Source organism: Salinicola halophilus, assembly GCF_003206155.1.
GTDB lineage: Bacteria > Pseudomonadota > Gammaproteobacteria > Pseudomonadales > Halomonadaceae > Salinicola > Salinicola halophilus.
On the sequence record NZ_PZJV01000006.1, the window covers coordinates 556,128 to 582,500 of the forward strand.

The window sequence follows — 26,373 nt, forward strand, 5'->3', positions numbered from 1 at the left end:
AATGACTCGTTTCACTGATGAGGTGGCGAGGTGCAGCATAGCGGCGGCCACGGCCGGGGCTCAAACGGGTCCGGTCGCCACTCGGATCGCCGGATCGCCGAATCGCCGAATCGCCGGATCGCCGGAGCGTCGTTGCCTCGGGCCCGTTGGGCCGATGGCCGATGGGGCGCGCCCGGCGACGGCGATCTTGCAACACGGCCTCGCCGCTTGCGACCGGCGTGAGCTCCCGGACGCGTCTCTCCCTGTTCCCTGAGGCTTTTTGAGCCGTGAGAGGACCATGTCTACGCATCTGATTCCGCATATCGATCTGACGCCGCTGCTCGAGGGCGGTTTCGACCGGCAAGCGGTCGTCGCCGCGATCACCGAGGCGGCCTGCCACTCCGGCTTCATGACGGTGGGGCTGACGCCTAGCCAGCTCGACCTGCCGGACGACATCCACGCCCGGCTGCTGCGCTTTTTCACGCTTCAGGCCGACGCCAAGCGCGACTTGGCGCGACACAAGTTCGTCCCCGCCAACCGCAACGTCTACCGCGGCTACTTCCCGCCGCAGGACGAGGACCCGACCTGGAAAGAGGGCATCGATCTGGGGCCCGACGTGGCGCATCCGGCGCGTGCTCTGACCGCCAGCGACGATATCGCCGCTGACGATCCGCTGCGCGAGCCGACGCCGCAGCCGGCGGCGTCGGCCCTGCCCGGCTGGCGCGAGGACACCGCCGCCTACTATGCGGCGATGGAAACCCTCGGCCGCCGGATCGCCGGGGCGCTCGCCGAGGGGCTCGAGATCCCCCGCGAGACGCTGGTCGCGCCCTTCGATGCCGGCAATTCTACCCTGCGCCTGATCCACTACCCCGAGCGCCCGGCCGAGACGCTGGCGACGATGCCGGCGGTGGATGGCGAGGGCGACGCGCGACGCTGGCTGGTCGGCGTGCCGCACTTCGACAACGGTTTCATTACGCTGCTGTGGCAGGACCAGGTCGGCGGACTGCAGGTGCGAACGCCAAGCGGCGGCTGGGAAGAGGTGCCGCCGCGAAAGAATGCGCTGGTGGTCAATTTCGGTCGGCTGCTGGCGGACTGGTCCGGCGGGCGCATTCAGGCGACCGAGCACCGCATCGTCGGCGGTACGCGCTCGCGCCACTCGATCCCGTTCTTCTTCGAGCCGGCGGTGGACGCGGTGATCGAATCCCCGAGCGGTGACGACCGCTACGTCTACGGCGATCGCCTGTGGGAGCGGATGTCCGCTTTCGTCGAATTCCAGGGGCTCGAACGTCGTTCGCCGGGCGTGTCCTGATTCGTTGCCCGGTATCGGCGCGTCGTCCCGCCGGGCCGGTGAAAGGCTAACTATCCTGAATCGAGGTGAATGGCGATACCGTTTGGCCATGACACTGCTTGGTCGCGATACCGCTTGATCGCTCTCATCGGCACGAGACGCCGACGAGAGTGAACGACCCATTCGGGTCCTGGAAGGAAATAACCGCGGACACCGCCCATGAACGACGCCCCACCGTGAGGCGCGCGGTGATCCGCCATAACGAAAAAGGGAGTTGACGCAATGTCCAAACGCATCGATTGGCCGACGTTCATCGGCGCTTTCGTGTTGCTGCTAGTAGTAGCGGTACCGCTCGTACTCTTTCCCGATGCCGGCGCCCGCTGGGTGCTCGCGGCGAAGAATTTCGTCACGGAACAGCTCGGCGTGCTCTATCTGCTGCTGGGCGTCGTCGCCGTGGGGTTCATGGTCTATGTCATCTTCAGCGATCTGGGGCAGATCAAGCTCGGCGACGCCGATGAGCGGCCGGAATTCCGGACCTGGTCGTGGGCGGCGATGCTGTTCTGCGGCGGTATCGGCGCGAGCATCCTCTACTGGTCGGTGATCGAGTGGATGTACTACATCCAGAGCCCGCCGTTCGAGATCGAGCCGATGTCGAACGAGGCGGCGCGCTGGGCCGCGACCTACGGCATCTTCCACTGGGGCATCGTCACCTGGTCGATCTATCTGATTCCCTCCTTGCCAATGGCCTACTTCCTTCATGTGCGCAAGCGAAGCGTCTTGAAGGTGAGTCAGGCGATGCTGCCGGTGCTGGGCGACAAGCTCGCCAACGGCTGGCTGGGCAAGCTGATCGACATTCTCTTCATCTTCGGCCTGATGGCGGGGACCGCGACCACGCTCGGTCTGGCGGCCCCGCTGATCAACGAGGGCGTGCACGAGATGTTCGGCGTACCGCTGGGCATCGGGCCGCAGCTGATCGTGCTGCTGGTCTGCACGGCGATCTTCGGCTGGAGCGCCTGGTCCGGTCTCAAGAAGGGCATCAAGATCCTGTCGGACATCAATCTGTGGCTGGCGCTGGGGCTGCTGGTCTTCGTCTTCGTGCTCGGGCCGACGCTGTTCATGGCCAACACTGGGCTGGATGCGATCGGGCGGATGCTCTCCAACCTGATCCGCATGGCGACCTGGACCGAGGCGTTCGGCGGTATCGACGGGTTTCCCGACTCCAGCTTCCCGCAGAGCTGGACCATGTTCTACTGGGCCTGGTGGCTGGTCTTCTCGCCGACCATGGGCTTTTTCGTGGCGCGAATCTCGCGGGGGCGCACGGTACGCCAGATGGTGGCCGGGGGGATCTTCTTCGGCAGCCTGGGCTGCGCGGCTTTCTTCATCACGCTGGGGAACTTCGGGCTCTATATGCAGCTGACCGGCCAGCTCGATGCCGTCTCCCTACTCAACGATCAAGGGCCGACGGCGGCGATGTTCGCCGTACTCCACGAGCTGCCCCTGGCCTGGGTCGCGATTGCCGCCTTCACCATTCTGGCGGTGCTGTTCACGGCGACCAGTTTCGACTCCACCTCCTACATTCTCGCCGCGGCGGTGGAGAAGAAGCTGGAGGGCGGCGAGCCGATGCGCTGGAATCGGCTGTTCTGGGCCATCTCGCTGTCGATTCTGCCGGCGATCCTGATGTGGCTGGGCGGACTCGAGACCCTGCAGACCGCCAGCGTCGTCGGTGGTCTGCCGCTGCTCCCCATCGCCGTACTGCTGATGGTCTCCTTCGTGCGGGCGGCGAAGTACGACATGCGCTATCAGCCGGACTACAGCGACCCGGAGATCGCCATCGAAACATTTCCTCGACACGACCCGTGGACGGAGAAAGGGGACTGGGACAACACCGGAGAGCACGCATCGAACGAGCGCTCGAATTCGGCATGATTCGCGTCGATCTTCGTCGATATTTTGCCGCCGAGACGCTCGATTCGGCGACGAATGCGTTCAGAACGTGAAGATCGCCGAGAAATAGCAGAGACTCGTAGCGTTTTGCCGTCTCCCACAATAACGGTGGGCGAATGATCCGTGAGACGGGTCGCCGCGCATCGAAATGGATCAACGATCATGAACCAGAACCTTCCTCCGCTGAGTGCCGCGGCGACGTTTGCCCTGTCACTCTTCTTCTCTTTGCCGGCCACGGCGCAGGACAAATCGCTGACGCTCGGCACCAACAACTGGGCGGAGAACATCGCCGTCGCCAACCTGTGGAAGCTCGTGCTCGAGGATCACGACTACGACATCGAGCTGGCCAACGTCGGCAAGAGCGCGCTCTTCGCGGGGATGGCCGCCCGCGATATCGATTTCTCGCTGGAGCTTTGGCTGCCGTACACCGACAAGGCGTTTCTCGCGCCCTACCAGGAGACGCTGGAGGTTCACGACGCCTGGTATGACCGCACCGGGCTGGGGCTGGTGGTGCCGAGCTACGTCGATATCGACAGCATCGACGAGCTTGCCGAGCGCGCCGACGAGTTCGAGTATCAGGGCCGTCCGACCATTCTGGGCATCGACCCGGGGTCGGCGATCGCCGGCATGACCGATAACGCCATCGACGCCTACGCGCTACCGCTCGAGCAGGTGAATAGTTCCGAGCCGGCGATGATGTCGGCACTGGGCAGCGCCTACTCCAACCAGGAGCCGATCGTTGTCACCCTGTGGAATCCGCACTGGGCGTTCGCCGATTACGACCTCAAATACCTCGACGATCCGGAGAAGATTTTTGGTGACGGCGACACCATCTACTGGTTCTCCCGCGAAGGCTTTGCGGCCGACGATCCCTGGCTGACGTCGGTACTCAACGCCTGGCACATGAGCGACGAGAGCCTGGGCGAGCTGATGTCGGAGATCGAATCCGTGGGCGACCCCGTCGAAGGCGCTCGAGTCTGGCTCGACGCCAACCGCGAGCAAGTCGACGGCTGGCTCGCCGCCGGCGGCGACGCCTAGCGTTCCCTCAACGCTGGCGGGGCGTTCACGCTTATCCGGCGTTTCCTCAGCGCTTGCCGGGCGTTCACGCTTGCTGAGCGTCCGTGCTAGGTCAGCGCTTCCAGATCCCGGTACAGCGCTTCCGGGATCGTCACGCCCGCTTGGTGGCTGCGTTCCCGTGCTTCGAATCGGCGCTGGGAGGGCAGCCGTGCGCCTTGATCGAGAATTCGCTCGAAGAGCCGCTCGGCGTGATCGAGCTGGCCGTCCGTGCGCTCGCCGAGAAAGGCCTTCGGCGACAGCGCGATGATCAGCTCGCCGTGATGCGGTCGGCCAGTGCCGGCGTCGTTGGCGGCTTGAGTCTCGAAGCTCAGTGCGTCGTCGATCAGTGGGCCTGCGAGCAGCTCGATCATGGTCGAGAGCGCCGAGCCCTTGTGGCCGCCGAAGGGCAGCATGGCGCCCTCGAGAGCGGCGGTCGGGTCGTTGGTGGGGGCGCCGTCGCGAGCCACGGCCCAGCCGTCGGGGATCGCGTCACCGGCGCGCTGGTGAAGCTCGATCTCGCCGCGGGCGGCGACGCTGGTGGCGAAGTCGAAGACGTAGGGGTGCGCGCCCGGGCGCGGCCAGGCGAAGGCGAACGGGTTGGTCCCCAGCAGCGCCTGCACGCCGCCGGCGGGGGCGACGAAGGCCTGCGTCGGGTTCATGGCGATGGCCGCGAGCCCCAGCTCGGCGAGCGCCTCGACCTCGGACCAGAGCGCGGAGAAGTGAAAGCAGCGGTTGATCGCGAGCACGGCGATGCCGTTCTGTTCCACCTTGACCTGAAGCGCGGCCTTGCCCTGCTCGAAGGCGAGCAGCGAACAGCCGTGACGGGCGTCGATGCGCACGATCCCCGGTGTCTGGTCGATCACTTGGGGCTCGACACGCGTCTCCAGCGCCCCCTTGCGCGCCGTCTCCACGCAGCCGAGCAGCCGGTAGAGCCCGTGGGAGTGGCATTCGTCGCGCTGGGCGGCGACGACGCTGCGAGTGATCGCCTCGGCGTGGGCGTCGCTGAAGCCGGCGCCGGCCAGAATGCGACGGCTCAGCGATTCGGCCTGCGACAGCGTGAGGGTGACGGTAGCGGACATGGAGCTCTCTGCGGGTCGGGGAATCGGCGCCGCGGTATCGCCGGCGATGTGGCGGCCTAGGGTAGCGGCTCTCGCCGTGGCCGCCCGTTAGACCAAAGTGGCGGTGCGTCGCTCGAGCGCTCAGCGCTCGTTACGCTGCGCCGCCCACGATGCCGCGTCACCGAGATCGAATCGCTGCCCTAGTCGAGCACCTCGGGCTCGCTGGCATCGGCCGGGGTCAGCAGATAGTAGAGCGCGGGCACGACGAACAGCGCCAATAAGGTCGCCGAAATCAGCCCGAAGATGATCACCAGCGTCAGCGGCCGATAGCTTTCGCTGCTGAGCGCCAGCGGCACCAGCCCGACGATGGTGGTCACGGCGGTGGTCAACAGCGGGCGCAGTCTTCGCGCCGCGCCGGCGGAGGCCGCCTCGGCCACGCTCATGCCCTCCTTGAGGAAGCCGTTCATGGTATCGACCATGATGATGCCGTTGTTGATCGCGATGCCGATCAGCGATACCAGCCCGATCATGGCGAAAAACGAAAACGCGATCCCGAACGCCCAGAAGCCAAGGGCGGTGCCGATGATCGCCAGCGGCATGGTAGCGAAGATGATCAGCGCCTGGCGGAAGCTGCTGAACACGATGACCAGCACGCCGACCACCAGCACGATGGCGACCAGCATGGCGACGCCCACCGAGCCCAGCGTATCCGCCGTCTCGGCGGACTCGCCGCCCACCGCGATGCGATAGCCCGCGGGCCAGTCGCGCTGCAGCTCGTCAAGGCGCGGCGAAACCTCGTTCATGATCTCGGTGACGGTGCGGCCCTGGTTCTTGGCCAGCACCGTCAGCGCGCGCTCGCCGTCGACGTGGGAAATGGCGATCGCGCCTTCCGACTGGACGGGGTTTAGAAGCTGGAACATGGCGATGGAGCCGCCGTCCGGCAGGTAAGCGCGCACCCGCGAGAACTCTTCGACATTGCTCGGCCCGCCGGCTTCGCCTGGCTGGCTTGGCCACTCCATGCCAAGGCGAATGTCGAGATCCTCGGTTTCACCGGAACTGGCGAAGCTGCCGATGATATCCGAGCTGTAGGCGATGCGGATCTGAGAGGCGAGCTCGTCGTAGGACATGCCGAAAAAGCTCAAGGCGTCGCGGTTGGGGCGAAGCGCCAGCTGGGGCTGCGGGGCGCCCAGATTATCGCGCACATCGACCACGTTCGGGGTCGAGGCAAGCACCTGCTGCACCTGCTGCGAGAGTTCCTTCAGGGTATCCATGTTGCCGCCCAGCAGCTGGAGCTCGATGGGGTCCCCCGGCGAGGGTCCGCTGCTTTCCGGCACCACAAGTAGCTCAGCCCCGGCGACGTTGTCGTGCAAGAACGCGGAAAGTTCTTCGCGCAGCGCCTCCGCCAATACATAGGAGTCCGCATCGCGGGCGTCGCGCGCTTTGAACATCGCCGAAAAACCGATGAAGTTCTCGGCGTCGCTGGGTTGCAGCGAGCCGCTGCCGGCGAACGGGCTCTTGAGCCCCACCAGCTTGCTGATGCTCGCAAAATAGGGCTTGTCGCGCAGGATCTCGCCGACCTGATCGGCGACCCCCTGGGAGGTTTCCAGCGGCGCGGTGGGCGGAAGCTCGATATTGATCCCCAGCCGCTCGCCGTCCGCTGCCGGAAAGAGCTCAAGGCGTGTTTGAGTAAACGCGAACAGCGAGATTACAAACAGCACGACCGCCCCCAGCACCCAAAGCCAAGCGCGGCCGCGGCTGGCCACGATATAGCGACCGTTAAAGCGCTCCACGCGGTCGACGGCGCGCTGGGTCACCCGGTCCGCCAGGCCCGGTTTTTCCTCGCCTTCGCCACGGCGCTGCTTGCCCAGAAGCGCCCGCGAGAGCGGCACCGCGCACAGCATGGCGACCACGAAAGAGAGCACCAGACAGATGATGATCGTGGCCGGCAGGATGCGCACGAAAGCGCCCATGGTGCCGCCAATCGACATCAAGGGCGCCATGGCCAGAAGGGTGGTCACCTGCGCGGCGAAAACCGGAATCGCGTAGCGTTTGACGGTAGCCAGCACCGCCTGGCCGAAGGTACAGCCGTTGCGGTAGATCTCGTCGTGCAGGCCCTCCATCAAAATGATGAACACATCGATGATCATCACCAGCGCGATGACCATGCCGATGATCACCAGCTCGTTGAGCGAGTAACCCAGCGCCCAGACGACCAGCAGCACCCCGGCAAAGGTAACGGGCACGGCGAGTCCCGACACGATCGCCTCGCGCCAGGAGATGGTGATGAACAAAATGGCGAACACCACCAGCATGGTCTGCAGGGCGCTGGTGAAAACTTCGGTCAGCGAGTCCCAGATCTGCACGGCGTCGTCCTGCAGCACCGAGTAGCCCACCTGAGAGGGCCAGCTGCCGGCCGCTTCCAGGTCGGCAAGGGAGGCGCGAATGCGCTCTACCACCTGCACCGTATCGGCGCCGGGCGTTTTGGTGATCGACATCTCCAGCGACGACTCATAGTCGCGGCCAAGCTCGCTGAAAAACGCCCGCGACTGCTCGGTTTCCTGCATGCGCTTGACCGTGGCGACCTCACCCAGGGTCAGCGCGCGGGAGCTTTGGTTGTTCTCCAGGCGCGAGACGGGCAGCGCGCGCAGGTCGTCGATATCGGAAAAGCGGCCTTCCAGGCGCACCACCGCGCCCATGTTCTGGCTGCGCACTTCGCCAAACGGCTGCTCGATATTGGCCTGCTGCACGGCGTCGCGAATGGCGGTAGGCGAAAGCCCCAGCGCGAGAAGCCGCTCCGGGTCGATGAGGATCTGGACGATATCCTCGCGCTCGCCGCCGATGTTGACCTCGTTGATGCCCTGCACGCGCTCCAGCGCGTCGCGAATCTGGCGCGCGGTTTGATTCAGCGTGGCGGAGCCGGCGCTACCGTGCAGCGCCAGGGTCAGAATCGGCCGGTCGTCCACCGAGCTCTGGCTGATGTTGGGGCTTTCGACCTCGGAAGGAAAACCGGACTCCGCATCCGCCACGGCGGCGCGTAGCCGGGTCATGGCGTCGGTGGTGTTAATCGAGGCATCGAACTCGACGGAGATGACCGACAGCGAATCAAACGAGGCGCTGTTGACCGTATTCACGCCGCTGAGCGTGGTGATTTCGTCCTCGATCAGGTCGGTGATCTGCTCTTCCACCGAGCGCGGGTCCGCCCCGGACCATACCGTGGTAATGCTCGCCTGGGGAATATCGAGGGCGGGCAGCGCCTCCTTGACCAGCGCCGAGTAGGCGAACAGCCCGCCCAGCAGCATCGTGAGGGTGAGCAGAATGCCGAAGATCGGCTTGAGGAAGAAAAAGCGCATCAACCGGTGGGCGCTGCGCACCTCGTCGGTTTCGCGTCGCGCCGGCGGTGTTGGATTTTCTGTGACGTCCGAACTCATGGCTGGCCCCCGATGAGCGTCACGCGGTCGCCATCGTTTAATCGGGTACGCCCTTCGGTCACCACCTGCTCGCCGGCGGCGAGCCCTTCCAGCACTTCGCGGCGCTCGCCGGCCTGCTGGCCGAGCTGTACGCTGCGCTCTTCCACCCGGCCGCTCTGCTCATCGAACACGAACACGAAGGCCTGGTCGTTCAAGAAGCGCAGGGCGCTGAAGGGCACGCTCAGCGCCTCGGTTTTTTCGGGCTCGGCCATCCAGACAGCGACGAAGGCGCCATCCTGCAGGCGCGGGGTGTCGCCGGTGGTGCGAAGGATGACCTCGAAGGTGCGCGACTGCGGGTCGACCGACGGGCTGATCGCATGAATGTCGCCGATCTCGCTTTCGCCGAGCGTCTCCGGGTCGAGGCTGTCCGCATTCTGCGGCGGCCGCCCGCCGATGATGGCGCGCGCCCCGACCTCGACCCGGTTGAAATTGTACGACGGCAGATCCACCCGCACCTCGAAGCGCGACGGGTCGATCACCAGCGCCGGCACCGTCTGGAGCGCGCCCTGCTCGGTGGAGGAGTCCACCGTACTGGGCATGAAGTAGCGGCCCTGTTCGATATTGAGGCGTGCCAGCACCCCGTCGATGGGCGAGACCAGCCGCGACTCCTCGAGCATGACCTCGGCCTGGGCGATTTCCGCGCGGGCCCCGTCGCGGGTCGCCAGGGCCTGCTGGACTTCGACCCGCGCCTGGTCCAGCTCCTGGGCGGAGGCGGAGCGCTGGTCGACCAGCGTCTGGTAGCGCTGCTGGGTGACCCGCGCCAGCGAAAGGCTGGCCTCGGCCTCCTCGAGCGAGGCTTGGGCGGAGGCCAGCTCCGCCTCCAGGCGCCCGGGGGCCTGGTGGGCAATCAGCTGGCCCTCCTCGACCGGCATGCCCACTCGCAAGTCCTGATCGACGAAGGTCACCTTGCCTTGCTCGGTAAAGCTCAGGTACTCCCGACGCAGGGAGCGCGCGGTGCCTTGGCTGTAGGTCCAGCCCTGCAGCGCGACCACTTCGGCGGGCTCGACACGCACGCTGACCGCGGGGGCCTGCTGGACCTCGGCGTCCTCCGTGGGGGGCGCTTCGTCGCTTCCACAGGCGCTCAGCACCAGCAACAGGATCAGCCCGCAGGCCAAGGGAGTTGTTTTCATAGCGCAGAATTTCCAGTAACGGTCGGGTCGATCGCCGAGACGTCGTCGAAGCCGCCTCCGAGGGCAAGGTGCAGGGCAATACGGTTGGCCAGCCGATCACTTCGGGCCGAGATGGTGGCGCTGCGGCTATCCAGCGCCCGCTGCTGACTCTCCAGCACGTTCAGGAAGGGCTCGATGCCCTGTCGGTAGCGATTGAAGGAGACGCGTACCGCATCTTCGGCGTGGCCGGCGGCGTTGTCGGTGGCGATGACCCGCTGCGCCAGGAAGCGGTCGACGGCAAGCGCCGTCTCGACTTCCGACAGGGCGGTGAGCGCGGTATCCACGTAGGCGTAGAAGGCGTCGTCGCGCTGCCCCTCGGCGACATCGGCCTGGGCCCGCAGCCGCCCGCCCTGAAAAATCGGCTGCACGATATTGCCGGCAATCGTCCAGATGAACGAACCGCTGCTGAAGAGATCGGCCAGCTCGCTGCCCGTGGAGCCTGTGCTGCCACTCAGCGAAATCGCAGGTAAAAAGGAGCGCTCCGCGGCTCCCAGTCGATAGTCCGCCGCCAGCAACGACCACTCGGCACCGCGTACGTCCGGCCGCCGGGCCAGCAGCTCGGCGGGCACCCCGGCGGCGGGCAGCGGCGGCACGGCGGGAAGCTCGCTGGTGGTGATCAGCTGTCCTGCCGGGTAGTCCCCCATCAGGATCTCCAGCTGACGCGTGACCCGAGCGAGGGTTTCGCGGCGCTGTTCGAGCCCGGCCTGGGCAGAGCTCAGATTGGCGTTGGCCAGGGTGGCATCGGTGGGCGAGACGACGCCCTGTTCGACGCGATTTTCGACCTGGCGGGAGAATTCGCTCAGCGCCTTCACCGTATCCTCGGAGAGCGCTACCTGGGCGCGGGCCTCCACGATGTCGAGATAGAGCGATACGACGTCCGCCACGAGAGACTGGTGTACGCCGCGCAGCTGCTCGCGGGCGGCGAGATAATCGGCCTGGCCCGCTGCCGATAGAGAGGCCAGCCGCCCCCACAGATCGACTTCCCAGCTGACGTCCAGCGTCGCGTTGTGGCTGTTGGTGATGCTATATCCGCCCCCCTCGCCGCCCGGCAGCGGGGTGCTGGGGCGGCGCTGACGGGTACTGTTCAATCCGGCGCTGATCTGAGGGAAGAGGTCGGCGCGATCGCTGCGCGACTGTGCCTCGGCAATGCGCGCCTGAGCGATGGCCTGGGCAAGGCCCGGGTTGTCGTCCAGCGCTGTCTCGACGAAAGCGTTGAGTCGAGCGTCCTCCAGGTCCCGCCACCAGCCGCCCGATACCAGCGCCTGCTCCCCGGTTACCGCCAGGAAAGTGCTCGGCAGCCCCGTCGGCGGCGGAACGGGGTCGGGCCGATGCAGGGTCGCGCAGGCGGATAGCAGCCCCCCGAGAAGCAGGGAGAGAGAGAGTTTGCCAAGCGTGGGTAATGCCATGGATAGGGGCTCGATCCGTTGCGATTCGTAGCTGCCACTCGGGGTGACGGCCTTTCAGGACACCGGCTCAGTGCGCCGGTTGGGGCCGGCAAGCGCCCGAACCGCGGCTCTACGCCAAGCTCTCTTTCATTGCGCTACCCGACGCTGCGCGGTGCGAGAGGAAGCGGCCCGGCATTCGGTCAGCGCCCGGCAAGAGACGCTCGTGGGGCTTCCTTTGTAACCTGGCGGCTCTCGGTCGTGCTGTTTGTAACACATGCCATCCCCTCCAAGGTCAAAAGTCGTTCCGGCCTTGAGGAGAGCGGCGCGTCTTTCTGGGCATCTCGAACGGCGGAGAGTCGTGCCCATACGTGTCTACGACGAAAGGAGAAGGTGCAACGCATGGAGCCGGGGCCGGCCGACGCGTAGCTTGGAGACGTTCCGGCTCGCCACGGGCGGCGTCATCGATGATGCCAGCCGATACGGCCACGGCCGAGAACGTCTCCCTCAGGTCGACGAGTCACGCCATGATCATCTCCGCCGCCACCGATTACCGCCGCGCCGCCCGGCGCCGCCTGCCGCCGTTTCTGTTCCATTACGCCGACGGCGGCTCCTACGCCGAGCACACCCTCAGGCGTAACGTCGACGATCTTTCCGAGATCGCGCTGCGTCAGCGGGTGCTCAAGGACATGTCCGAACTGTCGCTCACGACCGAGCTCTTCGGCGAGCGCCTGCCCATGCCGGTGGCGCTGGGACCGATCGGCCTTGCCGGCATGTTCGCCCGGCGCGGCGAGGTGCAGGCGGCGCGGGCGGCGGCGGCGAAGGGCATTCCGTTCACGCTCTCCACGGTGTCGGTCTGCCCGGTGGAGGAGGTCGCCCGCGCCTCCAGCCGCCCCATCTGGTTCCAGCTCTACGTGCTCAAGGATCGCGGCTTCATGCAGCACGTGCTGGAGAAGGCGTGGGCGGCGGGCGTGCGCACGCTGGTGTTCACCGTCGACATGCCCACCCCCGGCGCGCGCTATCGCGATGCGCACTCCGGCATGAGCGGCAAGTTCGCCGCCCAGCGCCGGATGCTGCAGGCGGCGACGCATCCGTTCTGGAGCTGGGACGTGGGGCTCAAGGGGCGCCCGCACGATCTGGGCAACGTGTCGGAATACCGCGGCCAGGTGACGGGGCTCGAGGACTATATCGGCTGGCTTGCGAAGAACTTCGATCCGGCCATCTCGTGGCAGGATCTGGAGTGGATCCGCGAGTTCTGGAAGGGGCCGATGATCATCAAGGGGATTCTCGACCCGGAGGACGCTCGCGACGCGGTGCGCTTCGGCGCCGACGGTATCGTCGTCTCCAATCACGGCGGGCGTCAGCTCGACGGCGTGCTCTCCAGCACCCGGGCGCTGCCCGCGATCGCCGAGGCGGTGAGCGGCGATCTCACCGTGCTGGCGGACTCCGGCGTGCGCAACGGGCTCGACGTGGTACGTCTGCTGGCGCTGGGCGCCGATAGCGTGCTGCTCGGTCGCGCCTGGCTATTCGCGCTGGCGACCGCGGGGGAGGCGGGCGTGACCCATATGCTCGAGCTGTTCGAAAAGGAGATGCGGGTGGCGATGACGCTGACCAGCACCCGCTCGATCGCCGACATCGGCCCCGACTCGCTGGTGCCGGCCTGATCCTGCATGGGGTCTAGACGAAGCGTTACCAGGGAGGCGCCATCCCCGCGACGACGCACGACATCGCCGAGGATGCGTTAACGATTGCGACCAAACGCAACGATCTAACGTCATCGCCGGATTGATCTTGCGCGACGGATCGCTCTACTCTGTCGCGATTGCCGGTCGTGGAGCGATCGGTAGCAGGCGCGATAACGATAACTGGCCACGAGCCGAACATCACAATAACAGCAACCGCTGTGCGGAGAACGACAATGAAGAAGACGTTACTGGCCGCGGGCGTGGCGGCCGCCATGATGGCGACGACCCCGGTCATGGCAAAGACCCTCGTCTACTGCTCGGAAGGCTCTCCGGAAGGCTTCGACCCCTCGCTCTACACGGCCGGGACCACTTTCGACGCCTCCAGCAAACCGATCTACAACCGTATCGTCCAGTTCACCCCGGGTACCACCGAGGTCGAGCCGGCGCTGGCCGAGAGCTGGGAAGTTTCCGACGACGGCAAGGCCGTCACCTTCCATCTGCGTGATGACGTCGAGTTCCAGACCACCGACTACTTCACCCCGAGCCGCGGCCTCACCGCCGACGATGTCATCTGGACCTTCGAGCGCCAGATGGACGAGAACAACCCGTTCTACAAGCTCGCCAACGGCAGCTTCGAGTACTTCAACGCCATGAGCATGGGCGAGCTGATCGACTCGATCGAGAAGGTCGACGATCACACCGTCACGTTCCATCTGACCCGTCCGGAAGCGCCGTTCGTCGCCAACCTCGCGATGGACTTCGCCTCGATTCACTCCAAGGAGTACGAGGAGCAGCTGATCGAGCAGGACCAGCTGGAGATGGCCAACCAGCGCCCCATCGGCACCGGGCCGTTCCAGTTCGTGAACTATCGTGAAGACGCCGCGATCCGCTATCAGGCCAACCCGGATTACTTCCGCGGCAAGCAGCCGATCGACAATCTGGTCTTTGCGATCACCTCCGACGCTCAGGTTCGCTATCAGAAGCTGCGCGCCGGCGAGTGCCACGTGATGCCGTACCCGAACCCGTCCGACGTCGATGCCATGAAGCAGAACGACGAGATTCAGGTGCTGGAAGAGCCGGGCCTGAACGTGGCGTATCTGGCCTACAACACCCAGCAGGCGCCGTTCGATCAGCCCGAAGTGCGCAAGGCACTCAATATGGCGATCAACAAGGAAGCCATCATCGACGCGGTCTTCCAGGGCGCGGGCGAAGTCGCCAAGAATCCGATTCCGCCGACCATGTGGAGCTACAACGACGCCATCGAGAACGACCCGTACGATCCCGAGCAGGCTCAGCAGATGCTCGAGGACGCTGGCGTCGAGGATCTCCAGATGGATCTGTGGGCGATGCCGGTTCAACGGCCGTACATGCCCAATGCCCGGCGTACCGCGGAGCTGATGCAGTCGGATCTGGCCAAGGTCGGTGTCGATGCCAACATCGTCACCTACGAGTGGGGCGAGTACCTCGAGCGCTCCAAGGCCGAAGATCGCAACGGCGCGGTCATTCTCGGCTGGACCGGCGACAACGGTGACCCGGACAACTTCATGGGCGTACTGCTCGGCTGTGACGGTGTGGGCGGTGCCAACCGTGCTCAGTGGTGCTACGAGCCGTTCGACGAGCTGATCCAGAAGGCCAAGACGCTGGACGACCAGGCCGAGCGCACCAAGCTCTACGAGCAGGCGCAGGAGATCTTCAAGGAGCAGGCGCCCTGGGACACCATCGCCCACTCCACGGTCTTCATGCCGCTGCGTCAGGACGTGACCGGCTACAAGGTCGACCCGCTGGGTGGCCATAGCTTCGAAGGCGTCGACATCCAAGAGTAACTCCCTCCCTTCGTGGCGCGCGAAGCGGCCCTGACAGCCGCTTCGCGCCCGCGCGTGACTAGCCAGACCTCCAATATGCTCAGATTCTTACTGGTCAAGCTGGCGCAGCTGGTGCCGACCTTCATTGGCGTCACCATCGTGGCGTTCGCTTTCATTCGCCTGCTGCCGGGCGATCCGATTCTTCTCATGGCGGGCGAGCGGGGGATCTCCGCTGCGCGCTACGCCGAGCTGCAGGCGCAGTTCGGTTTCGACCGACCGCTGGTCGTACAGTACTGGGACTTCCTGAAAGGGCTCCTCCAGGGCGATCTCGGTGACTCGCTCGTCACCCACGCGCCGGTCACCGGAGAATTCTTCAGCCGCTTTCCGGCCACCCTCGAACTCTCGCTCTTCGCGCTGGCCTTTGCCGTGATCATCGGCCTGCCGGCGGGCGTACTCGCGGCGACGCGACGCGGCAAGCTGCTCGATCACACCGTCGTCGGCGTGAGCCTCACCGGCTACTCCATGCCGATCTTCTGGTGGGGGCTTCTGCTGATCATGTTCTTCTCCGGGACGCTGGGCTGGACGCCGGTCTCCGGGCGAATCTCGTTCATGTATTTCATCGACTCGGTCACCGGGTTCATGACCATCGACACGCTGTTGGCGGGGGACTGGGATGCGTTTCTCTCCGCGCTCCATCACCTGATTCTGCCGGGGATCGTGCTGGGCACCATTCCGCTGGCGGTAATCGCGCGTCAGACCCGCTCCTCGATGCTCGAGGTGCTGGGCGAGGACTACGTGCGCACCGCCCGCGCCAAGGGGCTCTCCAACTTTCGCGTTATCATGGTCCACACCCTGCGTAACGCGCTGATCTCGGTGGTCACCGTGATCGGCCTGCAGGTGGGGCTGCTGCTCGCCGGTGCCATCCTGACCGAAACGATCTTCTCCTGGCCGGGCATCGGCAAGTGGATGATCGATGCGATCTCGCGGCGCGACTACCCGTCGGTACAGGGTGGCCTAGTGCTGATCGCGTTCATCGTGATGATCGTCAACCTGCTGGTGGATGTGGCCTATGGCGTCATCAACCCGCGCATTCGCCATTAAGGGGGCATGACAATGGCTGCAATCTCCACCCCCGCTGCACCCGGCACGTTTCGTCATCAGTTGGGTGGCTTCTGGAAGGATTTCAGTACCAACCGCGGGGCGCTTACCGGGCTGATCTTCATCACGCTGATCATGCTGGTGGCGCTGCTCGCGCCCTGGGTCGCGCCGCACGACCCGGCGATGCAGGACCGCTCGGCGCTGCTGGTGCCGCCGGTCTGGCACGATGAGGGGAGCTGGCGCTATCTGCTGGGCACCGATGCCGTGGGTCGCGACATCCTTTCGCGGCTGATCTTCGGCGCGCGCTACTCGCTCTCGATCAGTGCCATGGTGGTGCTGATCTCGATGTGCGGCGGTATCTTCCTCGGCCTGCTGGCGGGCTACTTCCGCGGCTGGGTCGAGACCGTCATCACGCGCATCATGGACGTGGTGCTGGCATTCCCGAGTCTGCTGCTGGCGCTCGGCCTGGTGGCGATCCTGAGCCCGGGCCTGACCAGCGCGATGATCGCCATCGCCCTGGTGCAGCTGCCGTACTTCGTGCGCCTGACCCGGGCGGCGGTGATCGGCGAGAAGAGCCGGGAATACGTCACCGCCAGCCGGCTGGCCGGCGCCGGGCACATGCGCTTGATGTTCAACACGCTGCTGCCCAACTGCATGGCGCCGCTGATCGTGCAGGCGACGCTTTCGTTCTCCACCGCGATTCTCGACATCGCGGCGCTCGGCTTTCTCGGCATGGGCGTGCAGCCGCCGACGCCGGAGTGGGGGGCGATGCTCGCCAATGCGCGTGAGTTCATGGGCAGCGCCTACTGGGCGGTGACGTTCCCGGGGCTGGTGATCCTGTTGACGGTGCTGATGATCAACCTGATGGGTGACGGCCTGCGCGATGCGCTGGACCCCAAGATGAAGCGTTCGTGAGAGACGCTGCGATGAGGAGTTCACAATGGCACTTCTAGATATCGAAGGCCTCAGCGTTCGTTTCCAGACGAGCAGCGGGCTGTTTGCCGCCGTGGAGGACGTGGACATCCGCGTCGACCGTGGCGAAGTATGGTCGATCGTCGGCGAGTCGGGCTCGGGCAAGTCGGTCTCGATGCTGGCGACCATGGGGCTCTTGCCGTGGACGGCTCAGGTCACCGCCGACAAGATGGCGTTCGACGGCCAGGATCTGCAGCATCTGAGCGCGCGGGAGCGCCGACGCATCGTCGGCGGCGAGATGTCGATGATCTTTCAGGAGCCGATGACCAGCCTGAATCCCTGCTTCACCGTCGGCACCCAGATCGACGAGATGATCAAGCAGCACAAGGGCGGCAATCGCAAGGAGCGCCGCGAGCGCGCCCTCGATCTGCTCGCCCAGGTGGGGATTCCCGACCCGGCGCGACGGATCAAGGCGTATCCGCACCAGCTCTCCGGCGGCATGAGCCAGCGCGTGATGATCGCCATGGCGATCTCCTGCGATCCGCGTCTGCTGATCGCCGACGAGCCGACCACCGCGCTCGACGTCACGATTCAGGCGCAGATCCTCGAGCTGCTGCTCACGCTGCAGGAAGAGACCGGCATGGCGCTGATCCTGATCACCCATGACATGGGCGTGGTGGCCGAGACGGCCAAGAACGTGATCGTCCAGTACGCCGGACGCCAGGTGGAGAAGCAGGAGGTGAAGTCGCTCTTTGCCAACCCGCGCCATCCCTATACCGAAGCGCTGCTCTCGGCGCTGCCGGAGCGGGCAATGGGGCAGGATCGCCTGCCGACCATCCCCGGCGTGGTGCCGGGCCAGCACGATCGGCCCACGGGCTGCCTGTTCAACCCGCGCTGCCAGTACGTCACCGAGCACTGCCGCCAGGTGGAGCCGGTCGCCGCGCCGGGTGATCCGGCGCGCACGCTCTGCCACTACCCGCTGGGCAACCCCGGGGACGCGGCAACGCCGGATGACGTATCGCCGCGCGACGCCTCGCCGGGCGACGCGCCGCCGGTGTCACGCGACCCTCACGCCACGCAACCGGAGGTGCGCCCATGAGCCATGATGCCGTACTCAGCGCGCGTCATCTCACGCGCCACTATCAGATCAAGGGCGGCACCTTCTCCAAGCCGGCCACGGTGAAGGCGCTCAACGAGGCGAGCTTCGAACTCTACCCGGGCCAGACCCTAGCGGTAGTGGGCGAGTCCGGCTGCGGCAAGTCGACCCTTGCCCGGGTGCTGACGATGATCGAGCCGCCGACCAGCGGCGAGCTCACCATCGGCGGCCACCACGTCTCGCTCAAGGAGGGCCAGCGCCCGCCGGCGGAACTGCGCCGCGAGGTGCAGATCATCTTCCAGAACCCCTACGGCTCGCTCAATCCGCGCAAGACCGTGGCGACCATGCTGGAGGAGCCGCTCAGGCTCAACCGGCGTGAGATGAGTGCCGCCGAGCGCCGCGACAAGGCGCTGGAGATGATCGCCAAGGTGGGCCTGCGGCCGGAGCACGCCGACCGCTATCCGCACATGTTCTCCGGCGGTCAGCGCCAGCGTATCGCCATCGCCCGCGCGCTGATGCTCAACCCGCGAATCCTGGTGCTCGACGAACCGGTGTCGGCGCTGGATCTGTCGATTCAGGCGCAGGTGCTCAACCTGCTGGCGGACCTGCAGGACGAGTTCGGGCTGGCCTACGTGTTCATCTCCCACGATCTCTCGGTAGTGCGACGCATCGCCGACGACGTCATCGTGATGTACTTCGGTCAGCCGGTGGAGACCGGGCCGGCGGAGGCGGTGTTCACCACACCACGCCACCCCTATACCCAGGCGCTGTTCTCGGCGACGCCAGTGGCGGACCCCAATCGCCAGCGCGAGCGGGTCAAGCTCAAGGGAGAGCCGCCGTCACCGCTCAGTCCGCCGCCGGGGTGTCCGTTCGCGCCGCGCTGCCATCTGGCAACGGAAGAGTGCGTCAAGATCGATCCGCCGCTCGAGACCGTCGCCGAGGGGGTCAAGGTCGCCTGCATCCATGTCGACGAGGCCATGGCCCGCTACGCCGGTGTCGGTGCGAGGTAGGGGTGGCAAGCATCGCCGCGAGTCGATAGACGTCGAAGGCGACGGCGGCTGTGACACGTGCGCTGTCGTCATCGCCACGATTGGCTAGGCTTGGGGCCGACGAACGATGAAGACGGAGGAGTGAAGGCCATGCCGCAACCGATACTGGTCCCCATGGATGGTTCGCCGAGTGCCCGTCGGGCGCTCGAACACGCAAGCCTGATGCAGCGCGCCACCGGCGCCGTGGTGCATCTGCTTCACGTGCCGGAGCCGCCGGCCGCCGACGAGCATCTCGGTGCGATGGTGGGTGTGCCGCCGATGGCGGCGACCGAGGAGCCGGACGAAACACGAGGTCTGCGTCTACTGGAGGAGACCTGGCAGACGCTCGGCAACGCTGACGGTGCCGTTGCCTATCACATCGAATACGGCGATTCGGAATCGGTGATCGCCGAGAAGGCGCGCGAGCTGGATGCCCAGTGCATCGTCATGGGCAGCCGCGGCCTCGGCAATCTCAAGAGCCTGTTCGTGGGTAGCGTGTCGCAGAAGGTGATGGAGCTTGCCCCCTGTCTGGTGATCACCCTGCATGCGGTGCCGGAGGATGACGAAAGCGACGCGGTCTGACTCGCGGCAACGTCATGCGCGACGACGCGGATCGAGATCGCGCCGCCTCGCCGCTCAGGCGATCGTCACCCGGTAGCGGAACGTTTCGGCATCGCCTCGCGAACGGCGGTATTCGAGCGGCGTACCGTCGTAGCCGAGCGCGAGCCGCTCGATCTGCACCACCGCCTCCCCCTCGGGTACGCCCAACCCTTCCGCCGTCGCGCTCGACGCCTTGACGATGGTGAGGGTCTCGTCCGCGGAGCCGACCAGCTGGCCGCAATGGCTCTCGTAGAACGGGTAGAGCAGGTTGCCGAAATCGGCAGGCTCTACCTCCATCAGAGCCGCAAACGGTGCGGCCGGCAGCCAGATCTCCTCGTAGTAGATCCGCTTGCCGTCGAGTTCGCGCACGCGCTCGAGCCGGATCGCTTCACTTTCCTCCTCGAGATCCAGCGCGGCGGCCACGTTCGCCGGCGCAGGCAGAGACTCACGGGCGAGCACGCGGCCTTCGGGGATGCGTCGCTCGCCCTTTTCGTCCAGCTGTCGAAAGAACCGGAAGAGCGACCCCTCGAAATTCGGCCGCCGAATGAAGGTGCCGCGGCCCTGACTGCGCTCCATCAAGCCGTTCTGCACCAGCGTATCGACGGCTTTGCGCAGCGTGCCCACCGCGACGCCGTAATGTTTGGTGAGTTCGGTTTCGGTCGGTATCGCGCGCCCCGGCGTCCACTCGCCGGCAGCGATCTTCGCCAGCATGTCGTCGCGCAGTCGTTGGTAGAGCGGTAGTCGCGTATCCATCTTGAGTCCCGTGCGTTCCATTGTGTCCCCTGCGTGGTTCCCGAGTCCTCGACTTTAGTCGTATTCGCTCCCCCGAACGACGCCAAAGCAGATAAGCTCGCATCCGTTAATTCATATAAATGACTGTAAGTTTATAGTGATCGCCCGGCGCCCAACCGCGCCAAGTTCTTCATGCGACCAGGGGAGCCCATGAGTTCGACTCGCACCATTCCGATTACCGGCGTCGATGCGCATGCCCACATCTTCGAACAAACCTTGCCGTTCGCCAATGATCGCCGCTATGCGCCGGACTACGACGCAACGGTCGACACCTATCTTGGCCATCTCGATCGCTGCGGACTCTCCCACGGCATGCTCGTGCAGCCGAGCTTTCTGGGCACCGACAATCGCTATCTGCTCGATGCTTTGCGGCGTCATCCGGCACGCTTGCGCGGTACGGCCGTGATCGAGCCGAGCCTGGCGGACGACCATCTCGACGCGCTGGCGAGTGCCGGCATCGTCGCGGTGCGTCTCAATCTCGTCGGTCGCGATCTCGAGGACTACGCCGCGCCGCACTGGCAGTCGTTCTTCACCGAGCTGGCCCGGCGCGGCTGGTCGGTGGAGATCCAGCGCGGCATGGAGGATCTCGAGTCGGTGCTGCCGGCGATCCTCGGCACCGGCGTCAGCGTCGTCATCGATCATTTCGGCCTGCCGGGCGGGGAGATCGATCCGGTCAATCTCTCTCACGGTGCCTTCCTGTCGCGGCTGTCGCGAGACGATATCTGGATCAAGCTCTCGGCGACGTATCGCAGCCGGTCGACGCCGGATCAGGCACGGGCATCGATCGAGCGGTTGAAAGACGCCTACGGCCACGCCGACAACCTGCTCTGGGGAAGCGACTGGCCGCACACCCGCTTCGAACACGAAACGAGCTTCGATGCCCAGTTCGGGCTGCTCGAGGCGCAGCTGCCCGATGCGGCAGAGCGCCGGCGGGTGCTGGTGGACAACCCGGCGCGGCTGTTCGGGCTCGACGTCGCATGATCGGCGCGAGCCGGTCGGCACCGTGCCGTCAGACACACGACAACTCGACCCACGACAACTCGACTCACAACACCCGCTTGAAAACGACTCATAACAACACCCTGTACCGCCAGGCGTCATTCAATAGGAGAGCATCAGCATGATGAGTCTCGTCGTGATCGGGGCGATCGTCGTCTCGATCGTCCTGGGCTATCGCACCCGAATCAACATCGGGCTGTTCGCGATCGCTTTCGCCTATCTCATCGGCTGCTTCGGACTCGACCTCGGTCCGTCCGAAGTGATCGCGATGTGGCCGCTGAAGATCTTCTTCATCATCTTCTCGGTGTGTCTGTTCTACAGCTTCGCCATCGTCAACGGCACGCTCGAGAAGCTCGCCGAGCATCTGATGTACCGCTGTCGGCGGGTGCCGAGCCTGATGCCGTTCGCGATCTTTCTGGCCGCGACGGTGATCTCCGCGCTCGGCGCCGGCTACTACACGGTGCTGGCGTTCATGGCGCCGATCACGCTGCTGCTGTGCAACCGCTCGGGGCTCAATCTGATCGTCGGGGCAATGGCGGTCAACTACGGGGCGCTGGCGGGGGCGAACTTCGTCTCGAGTCAGAGCGGCATCATCTTCCGGACCCTGATGACCAGCTCCGGAATCCCCGAGGACACCGCGTTCATCAACAGTTTCGGCATCTTTGCCAGCACCCTGATCGTGCCGATCATCGTGCTCGCCGGGCTGGTGCTGGTGAACCGTCGCCGCGGCACGGCGATGGCGAGCCTGGATCACATCGAGCGCCCGTCGCCTCTCGACCCCAACCAGAAGAAGACGCTGACGCTCACCCTGATCATGATGGCGATGGTGCTGCTGCCGCCGATCGCGAGCCTGCTGCTGCCGGATAACGCGGCCGTGGGGTTCATCAATTCCAAGGTCAACATCGCGCTGATCGCCAGCGTCTTCTCGGTGATCGCGCTGTTGATGAAGCTCGGCGACGAGCGTAAGGCGATCGCGTCGCTGCCTTGGGGCACGATCATCATGATCTGCGGGGTCGGCATGCTGATCTCGGTAGCGATCGCCGCGGGTACGCTCGATCTACTCGGCGCCTGGATCGGTACCAATATTCCACCGGTGCTGGTGCCGGTCGCCTTCGGCGTCGCCGCCGCGCTGATGTCGCTGTTCGCCAGTACCCTGGGCGTGGTGACGCCGGCGCTGTTCCCGCTGGTCCCGCCGATGGCGGCCACGCTCGGCATCGACCCGATGATCGTCTTCATCGCCATCGTCGTCGGCGCCCAGGCCACCTCGATCTCGCCGTTCTCCTCCGGCGGCAGCCTGATCCTCGGCTCCTGCCCGGACGATCAGGCCCGCGCCGGGCTGCTGCCGAAGCTTTTGTTCCGCGCCGCACCGCTCGGCTTCGTCGCGGCGATGATCTTCAACCTGCTGCTGGCGTTCGTGTTCTAACGCGACACGGGTCGCTGATCTAGAACCGCCATCGAAGGCGACTTCTCCGGAAGTCGCCTTTTTTCGTTCCCCGTCTGGCTCACGCCGTCGCTCGTCACGCGTCGTTTCTCATCATGCGGCTAAGGTCTAAAAGCCGCTTCGGTATGATGTATGACAACATGCAGGCACAGTTTGGACCGACCGGAACAGTCGCCATCGGGCGGCGGCAGCGGGTCCTTGGCCTGTTCGGCAGGCGTTCGCTAATCCTAGACGAGGGAATCGAAGTGAATTTTTCCAGAGAAGCGCTCAAAGCCTCCATCACCGATGGCCTGCTCTCCTTTCCGGTGACCGATTTCGACGCGAACGGCAAGTTCGATGCCGAGAGCTATCGCCAACGCCTGCTGTGGCTGAAGGATTACGAAGTCTCCGCGCTGTTCGTCGCGGGTGGCACGGGCGAATTCTTCAACATCACCATCGATGAGTATCGCGAGATCGTGAAGATCGCCGTCGACACCATCGGGGGCCACGTGCCGATCATTGCCAGCGCCGGTCAGAGCGCCGAGCTCGCCAAGCAGCAGTGCCAGGCGGCCGCGGAAGCCGGTGCCGACGGCATCCTGCTGATGCCGCCGTACCTCACCGAGTGCTCCCAGGCGGGCATCACCGAGTACGCGATCAGCGTGTGTCAGGCGACCGATCTTGGCGTCATCTACTACAACCGCGCCAACGGCTATCTCGGTGTCGACGGCGTCAAGAAACTGGCCGAGAGCTGCCCCAATCTGGTCGGTCTGAAAGACGGCAAGGGCGACATGCAGACCCTGAACGTCACCATCAAGACGCTGGGCGATCGTCTCGCCTACGTCGGCGGCGTACCCACGGCCGAAATCATCGCCGAGGCGTATCTCGCCATCGGTGTCAGCACCTACTCCTCGGCGGTGTTCAACTTCGTCCCGGAGATGGCGGTGAAGTTCTACAAGGCGCTGCGCGCCGGCGACAGCGAGTTCGTCGCCAAGGCGACCCGCGAGTTCTTCATTCCGTTCATTACGCTGCGTGACACTACGCCGGGCTACGCGGTGAGCCTGATCAAGGCGGGCGCGGACATCGTCGGCTATCCCGGTGGCGACGTACGCGCGCCGCTGAGCATGCCGACCGCCGAGCAGAAGAAGACGCTCGAGACGCTGGTCGAGAAAGCCAAGTCGCTCTAAGCGCCACTGCCGGCCACCGACCGTCTCGGGCATACCGGGGCGGTTTCGGCACCGTTAGGCGGCCCGACGGTCGTCCCGATTCTTTTCCGACGCCGTGAGCTCGCTGCCTGCGGGTGCCGGATTCAGCCACGGAGCCTCTCCTCATGTCGACGCCTTCCACGCCTTTGATCACCGAGATGCGGGTCATTCCGGTGGCCGGCCGCGACAGCATGCTGCTCAATATCGGCGGCGCGCATTCGCCGTACTTCACGCGCAATCTGGTCCTGCTCGAAGACAGCGCCGGCAACGTCGGCGTAGGCGAGGCGCCGGGTGGCGAGACCATTCAGCGCTCGCTGGAGCAGGCACGCTCGCGGGTCGTGGGCCAGCCGATCGCCAAGCTGCGCTCGATGGTGGCGTCGCTGCAGAGCGCGGGCCAGAGCGCCGACTTCGAGGATTTCGGCAAGGGCTCCTGGACCTTCGAGCTGCGCATCAACGCGGTGGCGGCGCTGGAGGCGGCGCTGCTCGACCTGATGGGCAAGTTCCTCGGCGTACCGGTGGCGGAACTGCTGGGCAGCGGCAAGCAGCGCGACCGCGTCGAGGTACTCGGCTATCTGTTCTTCATCGGCGACGGCCACGCCACGCCGCTGGACTATCGCCGGGGGACGCAGGGCGCGAGCCACGACTGGTATCGCCAGCGCGACGAGGCGGCGATGACGCCGCGGCGCGTGGTCGAACTGGCCGAGGCGGCTCACGATCGCTACGGCTTCAAGGACTTCAAGTTGAAGGGTGGGGCGCTCCCCGGCGAGCAGGAGATCGAGGCGGTCACCGCGCTGCACCAAGCGTTCCCCGAGGCGCGGGTGACGATCGACCCCAACGGCGCCTGGTCGCTGCAGGAGGCGATTCGGCTGTGCCAGGATCTCCACGGCGTCATCGCCTACGCCGAGGACCCCTGCGGTGCCGAGCAGGGCTTCTCCGGGCGCGAGATCCTGGCGGAGTTCCGGCACGCCACGGGCCTGCCGGTGGCGACCAACATGGTCGCCACCAACTGGCGTGAAATGGCCCACGCGCTGATGCTGCGCTCGGTGGATATCCCGCTCGCCGACCCGCACTTCTGGACGCTCTCCGGTGCCGTGCGCGTCTCCCAGCTCTGCCAGGATCACGGCATGACCTGGGGCTCGCACTCCAACAACCACTTCGATGTGTCGCTGGCGATGTTCGCTCACGTCGGCGCCGCCGCGGTGGGGCGGACCACGGCGCTGGATACGCACTGGATCTGGCAGGAGGGCGATGCGCGCCTGACCCGCAACCCGCCGGAGATCGTCGACGGCCACGTGGCCGTGACCGACGCCCCCGGGCTCGGCGTGGAGATCGACATGGCCGAGGTCGAGCGCGCCCACGCCTTCTACAAGGAACTCCCCGCCGGCGGGCGTAACGACGCCACGGCGATGCAGTATCTGATCGACGGCTGGACCTTCGATCCCAAGCGCCCGGCGCTGGTGCGCTGAGCCAAAGGCAGCATCGGCGAGACCCCGTTCAGGCAACGGCGTCAAAGACGACGCCTGAGGCGATCTCTTTCATGGATCAACGACAGGCTCCGATCGACACGACGGCATTGGCGGGAGATGTCGAGTTCCAGCGCATCTCGCCGCAGGAGAGTCTGTCGCGTCAGATTGCGCGACAGCTCGAATCGACCATCGCCGAGGGGCGTTTCGCCATCGGTGAAAAGCTGCCGACGGAAACGCGGCTGTGCGACCTCTTTGGCGTGAGCCGCACGGTGGTGCGGGAGGCGATCGCGCTGCTGCGCTCGCAGGGGCTGGTCGAGACCCAGCGCGGCATCGGCACTCGCGTTGCCAGGCTCACCCCGCGCGAGCGCCAGCGTCATCAGATTCGAGCGACTACCGCCGCGGAGATCCTGATGGTGCTGGAGCTGCGCTCGAGCCTGGAACCGCGGGCCGCGGCGCTGGCCGCCGAGCGGCGCACGCCCGCGGATCTCGACGCGCTGCACGCGGCGCATCACGCCTTTCGGCGGGCCTGCGAAACCGGCCGTCAGGCACGCGATGAGGACTATCGCTTTCACAAGGCGGTGATCGACGCGACCCACAACCCCTGCTTCCTGGCGATCTACGAACCGCTCAATGAAGGTTCCATCCCCCGCGCGAAGCTACTCAAGGGGGAAATGGATTTGATTGCGGTTGGGGATTACCTTGAACGTATCGCACTGGAACATGAGGCCGTACTCGAAGCGATCGAGGTGCAGCGCCCGGAGGCGGCGTTCACCGCGATGCGCCGACATTTCGACCGGCCCCATGCGATGTACTCGGCGCTCGCCGCCGAGGCCGACGCCAATACGCCCAGCGCCCCTCGGGGCGACGGCGCAAGCGCCGCTCAGGCCTGGTCTCGACCGGGCAGGTAGGAAGACTCACTCACTGCAGGAG

General features: G+C 65.7%; 20 protein-coding genes. 15 read left to right on the forward strand and 5 right to left on the reverse strand.

Features of this window, described 5'->3' with window-relative positions; translation table 11 throughout:
• The first annotated feature begins 277 nt into the window (after positions 1 to 277).
• The 3 genes from DOM33_RS14320 to DOM33_RS14330 all read left to right on the forward strand — a co-directional run bounded on the left by DOM33_RS14320 (position 278) and on the right by DOM33_RS14330 (position 4,249).
• Complete coding sequence (locus tag DOM33_RS14320) at positions 278 to 1,288, forward strand: isopenicillin N synthase family dioxygenase (RefSeq protein WP_110670097.1); 1,011 nt, start codon at positions 278 to 280, stop codon at positions 1,286 to 1,288.
• Between the two features lie 261 nt (positions 1,289 to 1,549).
• Complete coding sequence (locus DOM33_RS14325; RefSeq protein ID WP_110670099.1) at positions 1,550 to 3,193, forward strand: BCCT family transporter; 1,644 nt, start codon at positions 1,550 to 1,552, stop codon at positions 3,191 to 3,193.
• Positions 3,194 to 3,373: 180 nt separating this feature from the next.
• The gene (locus tag DOM33_RS14330; protein WP_110670101.1) at positions 3,374 to 4,249 is read left to right on the forward strand and encodes a glycine betaine ABC transporter substrate-binding protein; all 876 of its coding nucleotides are present in this window, start codon (positions 3,374 to 3,376) and stop codon (positions 4,247 to 4,249) included.
• 86 nt (positions 4,250 to 4,335) lie between these two features.
• Here DOM33_RS14330 and DOM33_RS14335 read toward each other — a convergent pair whose 3' ends face one another.
• From DOM33_RS14335 to DOM33_RS14350, 4 genes are all read right to left on the reverse strand, one after another.
• Positions 4,336 to 5,346: an Ldh family oxidoreductase gene (locus DOM33_RS14335; protein ID WP_110670103.1), complete on the reverse strand. Its 1,011-nt coding sequence runs from the start codon at positions 5,344 to 5,346 to the stop codon at positions 4,336 to 4,338.
• Between the two features lie 179 nt (positions 5,347 to 5,525).
• Positions 5,526 to 8,753, reverse strand: coding sequence for an efflux RND transporter permease subunit (locus tag DOM33_RS14340; RefSeq protein WP_110670105.1), 3,228 nt, complete (start codon positions 8,751 to 8,753; stop codon positions 5,526 to 5,528).
• Positions 8,750 to 9,922, reverse strand: coding sequence for an efflux RND transporter periplasmic adaptor subunit (locus DOM33_RS14345; RefSeq protein WP_110670107.1), 1,173 nt, complete (start codon positions 9,920 to 9,922; stop codon positions 8,750 to 8,752). The genes DOM33_RS14340 and DOM33_RS14345 overlap by 4 nt, the downstream gene beginning before the upstream one ends.
• Entirely contained in the window at positions 9,919 to 11,367 is a 1,449-nt protein-coding gene (locus DOM33_RS14350; protein WP_110670108.1) for an efflux transporter outer membrane subunit, read from the reverse strand. Before DOM33_RS14350 ends, DOM33_RS14345 begins: the two co-directional genes overlap by 4 nt.
• Positions 11,368 to 11,870: 503 nt before the next feature.
• On the opposite strand from DOM33_RS14350, the gene lldD reads away from it, so the two are divergent.
• From lldD to DOM33_RS14385, 7 genes are all read left to right on the forward strand, one after another.
• The gene (lldD, locus tag DOM33_RS14355) at positions 11,871 to 13,007 is read left to right on the forward strand and encodes an FMN-dependent L-lactate dehydrogenase LldD (RefSeq protein ID WP_110670110.1); all 1,137 of its coding nucleotides are present in this window, start codon (positions 11,871 to 11,873) and stop codon (positions 13,005 to 13,007) included.
• Between the two features lie 254 nt (positions 13,008 to 13,261).
• Positions 13,262 to 14,851, forward strand: a complete 1,590-nt coding sequence (locus tag DOM33_RS14360; RefSeq protein ID WP_110670112.1) for an ABC transporter substrate-binding protein — start codon at positions 13,262 to 13,264, stop codon at positions 14,849 to 14,851.
• Positions 14,852 to 14,926: 75 nt separating this feature from the next.
• Positions 14,927 to 15,931, forward strand: a complete 1,005-nt coding sequence (locus DOM33_RS14365) for an ABC transporter permease subunit (protein WP_110670341.1) — start codon at positions 14,927 to 14,929, stop codon at positions 15,929 to 15,931.
• Positions 15,932 to 15,943: 12 nt separating this feature from the next.
• Positions 15,944 to 16,843, forward strand: a complete 900-nt coding sequence (locus DOM33_RS14370; protein WP_110670114.1) for an ABC transporter permease subunit — start codon at positions 15,944 to 15,946, stop codon at positions 16,841 to 16,843.
• 25 nt (positions 16,844 to 16,868) lie between these two features.
• Entirely contained in the window at positions 16,869 to 17,939 is a 1,071-nt protein-coding gene (locus DOM33_RS14375) for an ABC transporter ATP-binding protein (protein ID WP_110670116.1), read from the forward strand.
• Complete coding sequence (locus DOM33_RS14380) at positions 17,936 to 18,946, forward strand: dipeptide ABC transporter ATP-binding protein (RefSeq protein ID WP_110670118.1); 1,011 nt, start codon at positions 17,936 to 17,938, stop codon at positions 18,944 to 18,946. The genes DOM33_RS14375 and DOM33_RS14380 overlap by 4 nt, the downstream gene beginning before the upstream one ends.
• A 129-nt stretch (positions 18,947 to 19,075) precedes the next feature.
• A complete protein-coding gene (locus tag DOM33_RS14385) occupies positions 19,076 to 19,546 on the forward strand; it encodes a universal stress protein (RefSeq protein WP_110670120.1) in 471 nt (156 codons plus the stop codon).
• 54 nt (positions 19,547 to 19,600) lie between these two features.
• Here the strand turns inward: DOM33_RS14385 and DOM33_RS14390 are convergent, their stop codons facing one another.
• On the reverse strand, positions 19,601 to 20,338 hold the full coding sequence (locus DOM33_RS14390) for a GntR family transcriptional regulator (RefSeq protein ID WP_110670122.1): 738 nt from the start codon (positions 20,336 to 20,338) through the stop codon (positions 19,601 to 19,603).
• A gap of 168 nt (positions 20,339 to 20,506) precedes the next feature.
• Between DOM33_RS14390 and DOM33_RS14395 the strand changes: the two genes are divergently transcribed.
• The 5 genes from DOM33_RS14395 (at position 20,507) to DOM33_RS14415 (ending at position 26,351) form a co-directional block, all read left to right on the forward strand.
• On the forward strand, positions 20,507 to 21,337 hold the full coding sequence (locus tag DOM33_RS14395) for an amidohydrolase family protein (RefSeq protein WP_110670124.1): 831 nt from the start codon (positions 20,507 to 20,509) through the stop codon (positions 21,335 to 21,337).
• Positions 21,338 to 21,476: 139 nt separating this feature from the next.
• A complete protein-coding gene (locus DOM33_RS14400; protein WP_110670126.1) occupies positions 21,477 to 22,778 on the forward strand; it encodes an SLC13 family permease in 1,302 nt (433 codons plus the stop codon).
• A gap of 263 nt (positions 22,779 to 23,041) precedes the next feature.
• Positions 23,042 to 23,959, forward strand: coding sequence for a 5-dehydro-4-deoxyglucarate dehydratase (gene kdgD / locus DOM33_RS14405; protein WP_110670128.1), 918 nt, complete (start codon positions 23,042 to 23,044; stop codon positions 23,957 to 23,959).
• Between the two features lie 143 nt (positions 23,960 to 24,102).
• Complete coding sequence (locus DOM33_RS14410) at positions 24,103 to 25,443, forward strand: enolase C-terminal domain-like protein (RefSeq protein WP_110670130.1); 1,341 nt, start codon at positions 24,103 to 24,105, stop codon at positions 25,441 to 25,443.
• A gap of 71 nt (positions 25,444 to 25,514) precedes the next feature.
• Positions 25,515 to 26,351, forward strand: a complete 837-nt coding sequence (locus DOM33_RS14415) for a FadR/GntR family transcriptional regulator (RefSeq protein WP_110670132.1) — start codon at positions 25,515 to 25,517, stop codon at positions 26,349 to 26,351.
• Positions 26,352 to 26,373: the final 22 nt, after the last annotated feature.

Bases quoted from the DNA above. Each gene is read 5' to 3' on its own strand.
- DOM33_RS14320 (WP_110670097.1), top strand. From the start codon at position 278: ATGTCTACGCATCTGATTCCGCATATCGATCTGACGCCGCTGCTCGAG.
- DOM33_RS14325 (WP_110670099.1), top strand. From the start codon at position 1,550: ATGTCCAAACGCATCGATTGGCCGACGTTCATCGGCGCTTTCGTGTTG.
- DOM33_RS14330 (WP_110670101.1), top strand. From the start codon at position 3,374: ATGAACCAGAACCTTCCTCCGCTGAGTGCCGCGGCGACGTTTGCCCTG.
- DOM33_RS14335 (WP_110670103.1), bottom strand. From the start codon at position 5,346: ATGTCCGCTACCGTCACCCTCACGCTGTCGCAGGCCGAATCGCTGAGC.
- DOM33_RS14340 (WP_110670105.1), bottom strand. From the start codon at position 8,753: ATGAGTTCGGACGTCACAGAAAATCCAACACCGCCGGCGCGACGCGAA.
- DOM33_RS14345 (WP_110670107.1), bottom strand. From the start codon at position 9,922: ATGAAAACAACTCCCTTGGCCTGCGGGCTGATCCTGTTGCTGGTGCTG.
- DOM33_RS14350 (WP_110670108.1), bottom strand. From the start codon at position 11,367: ATGGCATTACCCACGCTTGGCAAACTCTCTCTCTCCCTGCTTCTCGGG.
- lldD (WP_110670110.1), top strand. From the start codon at position 11,871: ATGATCATCTCCGCCGCCACCGATTACCGCCGCGCCGCCCGGCGCCGC.
- DOM33_RS14360 (WP_110670112.1), top strand. From the start codon at position 13,262: ATGAAGAAGACGTTACTGGCCGCGGGCGTGGCGGCCGCCATGATGGCG.
- DOM33_RS14365 (WP_110670341.1), top strand. From the start codon at position 14,927: ATGCTCAGATTCTTACTGGTCAAGCTGGCGCAGCTGGTGCCGACCTTC.
- DOM33_RS14370 (WP_110670114.1), top strand. From the start codon at position 15,944: ATGGCTGCAATCTCCACCCCCGCTGCACCCGGCACGTTTCGTCATCAG.
- DOM33_RS14375 (WP_110670116.1), top strand. From the start codon at position 16,869: ATGGCACTTCTAGATATCGAAGGCCTCAGCGTTCGTTTCCAGACGAGC.
- DOM33_RS14380 (WP_110670118.1), top strand. From the start codon at position 17,936: ATGAGCCATGATGCCGTACTCAGCGCGCGTCATCTCACGCGCCACTAT.
- DOM33_RS14385 (WP_110670120.1), top strand. From the start codon at position 19,076: ATGCCGCAACCGATACTGGTCCCCATGGATGGTTCGCCGAGTGCCCGT.
- DOM33_RS14390 (WP_110670122.1), bottom strand. From the start codon at position 20,338: ATGGAACGCACGGGACTCAAGATGGATACGCGACTACCGCTCTACCAA.
- DOM33_RS14395 (WP_110670124.1), top strand. From the start codon at position 20,507: ATGAGTTCGACTCGCACCATTCCGATTACCGGCGTCGATGCGCATGCC.
- DOM33_RS14400 (WP_110670126.1), top strand. From the start codon at position 21,477: ATGATGAGTCTCGTCGTGATCGGGGCGATCGTCGTCTCGATCGTCCTG.
- DOM33_RS14410 (WP_110670130.1), top strand. From the start codon at position 24,103: ATGTCGACGCCTTCCACGCCTTTGATCACCGAGATGCGGGTCATTCCG.
- DOM33_RS14415 (WP_110670132.1), top strand. From the start codon at position 25,515: ATGGATCAACGACAGGCTCCGATCGACACGACGGCATTGGCGGGAGAT.